General features: G+C 46.8%; 2 protein-coding genes and 1 pseudogene. 1 reads left to right on the top strand and 2 read right to left on the bottom strand.

The window, feature by feature from the left end; genetic code table 11:
- Positions 1-225: pseudogene (locus tag A5320_RS22220) on the top strand (transposase); the annotation flags it as partial.
- Positions 226-835: 610 nt separating this feature from the next.
- Here the strand turns inward: A5320_RS22220 and A5320_RS01205 are convergent.
- Both A5320_RS01205 and A5320_RS01200 read right to left on the bottom strand, forming a co-directional pair.
- The gene (locus A5320_RS01205; RefSeq protein WP_068059880.1) at positions 836-1,060 is read right to left on the bottom strand and encodes a hypothetical protein; all 225 of its coding nucleotides are present in this window, start codon (positions 1,058-1,060) and stop codon (positions 836-838) included.
- 9 nt (positions 1,061-1,069) lie between these two features.
- Positions 1,070-3,444: RHS repeat-associated core domain-containing protein (locus tag A5320_RS01200; RefSeq protein ID WP_197489942.1), on the bottom strand; the 2,375-nt coding region annotated here is incomplete at its 5' end.

Here is a 3,444-nt window from a genome sequence, read left to right as displayed (position 1 = left end):
GGTCGCCAAATGCGGGCGGACAAACGCGGCGCCATCGACACAGCACTGCCACCTATCCTGGCTCGCCTGGGTATTTCTGCGGATTGCTGGTTGCAAAACTGCCAACAACTAGAAACCATCTTTCACCGGGTGCTGGGTCCCGTCAGTTCGCTTAAACAATTTTGTCAGAAACTCGGTCAGCGTTGGCTCCACGGCCAAACGGCCTGCCGACGAAGTTTTGGCTGATAGTTTCATTTGCGTTCAGTTTTCGAAGCCCGATTTGCTGTGATTAGTGCACGCGGCTGAACCCTATTCGACTTTCCCATGCTCAAGTACCTTTGCAGAACAAGGTCAGGCATATGCGTCTCGCTTATTCTGTGCAACTTCTATATAGCGCCACATTCAGTTCTATTATTTTGAACTTATCTGCATGACGTTTCTAAAATCTGGCTGTCCTGTTTTGGCTGCTATTCGACTTTCCCATGCTCAAGTACCTTTGCAGAACAAGGTCAGGCATATGCGTCTCGCTTATTCTGTGCAACTTCTATATAGCGCCACATTCAGTTCTATTATTTTGAACTTATCTGCATGACGTTTCTAAAATCTGGCTGTCCTGTTTTGGCTGCAAATTCTATATAGCGCCACATTCAGTTCTATTATTTTGAACATATCTGCATGACGTTTCTAAAATCTGGATGTACGGTTTGGGCCTTTTAAAATGTGGGTGTCCTGAATTGCTTCAGTGCTGATCAGTTCTACTGGAAAACACTGACCAGGCTGCTGGTGGTTTTGTGCGGTTTGGATAGAAAAAAGGACACCGGGTTATTGGTGTCCAGAGTCATACTCACTATAGATTTTACTTTCTTGGTACATCCAAATCTAAATCAGATTCATGAATATCTATAGCTTCGCCGTTCTCAAACTCTACTGCATAGACAACGCCTTCAGGAAACTGCTCAAAATGTTTACCTGCCGGACGGTCAACAAAAACATTGATTACGGAACCAATTTGCCCATGAAAATGCTGTAAGTGGGTAACATTTTTTGTTTTTACAGTATCGTCAATTTTAAATTTACTCACACAATTCCCTTACTTATCTTTCCCAGGCTTCAACGGCAAATGAGGATTTCCGTCTTCAGTAGTTACATTCGGTCTGTGGCCATGAGGTCCCTGAGCTTTAGGATCTGATTGCCCTTTGTGCCCGCCTTTATCCATTCTAATACCGTTTTCCTTTCCATCTTTATCTCGAACTTGTTGATAATCACCATTTGGTGAAGATGTAATCTGCTCACCTGCTTCAACTGGAATCGCATTTCCATCTCCATCAACCACAATAACTGACTCATCTACAGGTCCATCATAAGGATTTGTATTTCCTGAAGGCGGGACATCAGACCCATCTTCGTTGTACATCGTTCCATCGCCCATTTTGGTGGGCATCAAAGCAGCCGTAGCTATTCCTGATGCAACTGCGACTGGATTTGCCATAGCTCCTGTAGTTACAACCGTTTTGGTAACTTCAATCGCGATACTTGTTCGACCATCCGGATCAGTAAACCTATACGGATTATTATTCCCATAAGCATACCGATTAAACATCATCGGCTTATCAGCACTAAACCCAACCGGATCATTAGAATAAAACCTACCAATCACCGGGTCATAATACCGCTGCTGCATATAAGTTAAACTTAAATCTTTATCCTCCACATGCCCGGTATAGCCCGGCTTGTCTTCCAATGCAGCAGCAGAACCCACTTTGGCAATCAGCTCTTTGCCCAGATAAATATAACTGGTCGCGCCGTTCGCACCATCGGTCAGCATCAACTTACCGTTTTGGCTGTAAACACTGTAACCCTGGTTACTGCCGGTCTTTTTGACCCTGCGGTTATGGCCATCGTAGACATAACCAATAGCACCGGAGTTGGTTAGCTGATTGGCGCGGTTAAAGGTAAAACTACGCTTACCATTGTTGGTGACATTGCCGCGGTCGTCGTAGCCGAAAGTATAACCACCGGTGACGCTGTCCAGCCTTTTACTGGTTTGGTTGTATTGATAGGTAAGTTGTTGCGTACCAAGGTTTTTCTGCGTCAGATTGCCTAAAGTGTCATAAACAAAGTTGCCACTTCCCCAATAGCCACTGGCGGTATTCAACCGATCCAGACCATCGTAGGTCAGGCTGATGGTTTTGCTGTTGTCGACCAGATTAACAATGCTTTCAATATTGTTGTTTGGATCATAAGCATACCTTTGCGCGACTTTATTGGTATTGCCTTGTTTCACCAACCGCTGCTCTGGCCGGAACTGGCTGTCCAGGGTCTGAGTGAACTGCTGACCATTACCATAGCTGAAACTTTTCAGTTGCCCGTTGGGATAAAACAACACGTTGGAGGCATATTGGGTACTGCCTGCAGCCGCCTTCGTCGGTTGCCCCAGCGCATCCGGTGTATATTGAAGAGTGGCTCCGCCATAGACCAGGCTGCTCAGGTTGCCCAGACTGTCATAAACCGGATCCAACACAAAAGATTTGCCATCAATACTTAAGGTCTCGGAATCCAGCAGATGCGCTGAATTGTAGGTATAAGCCCAAGCGGTCGTGCCGGCGGTTAAAGACTGCAGATTGCCCTGATTATCGAGCTGCTGCACAACTTTGGGCGTCACACCGTCCGCATAGGTCGTTGACCAAAGTTCTCCCAGGTTGTCATTGACCAAGGTCACCCAGCTGCTATTGACGTTGTTGTAATCTGTACAATGTCCGGCATTGCCCACAAAACCTTCGGCAAATTTGGTCATTTCGCCCAGATTGTTGTATTGCATAGCCTTCACGCCGGTTTCCGGACGTTTTTGCGCACAAAGCTGCATTTGGGCGTCATAGGTGCGAAGTTCGGTCATGCCGCCCTGCATGATCTGGGTCGGCAGACCAAACAAGTTGTACACAATGGTGGTCGCTACGCTTTCAGGCTGCGAGACTTTTGTCGCCAACTCTGTCGTTGGACTGCCATAAGCCAGATATTCTGTGACTGTCTCATAGTTGCGGCCATTGGTGATGGCAATGGCGTTATTTGCCAAATACTGATAAGTCACATCGCCGTTGGCGGTATTGGTCTGACTAAGCTCTCGCTGCAAGCCATCAAATTCGGTGACGGTGCCAAACGGCTCATTGCTATTGTCGCTGGGGACAGAGGCAAACTCCGCTTTGCCATAAACATTAAACTGCTGACGAACATAACGCACAGTGCTGGCTTCTTGGCTGCTATCCCATTCTTTAGAAAACACCGGGCGCATCAGTCCATCAAGCGTAATGGCTTTGCGATAATTCCCGCGGGTAATATTTTGTACCATCACGCCCATACCACTGACGTCGGCGTCATATGAAATACTGGTATTTGCCCAGGCACTATCCAACGGGTCAATCAGCTGCAAGCGGTTCAGACTGTCATAACCATAAGAGGTTTTATGGCCAT

Origin of the sequence: Rheinheimera sp. SA_1 (assembly GCF_001669775.1) — a bacterium.
In the GTDB taxonomy this organism is placed as follows: Bacteria; Pseudomonadota; Gammaproteobacteria; order Enterobacterales; family Alteromonadaceae; genus Pararheinheimera.
Note: the sequence above shows the minus strand (reverse complement) of the source record. Positions and strands in the feature narration are given on the sequence as shown.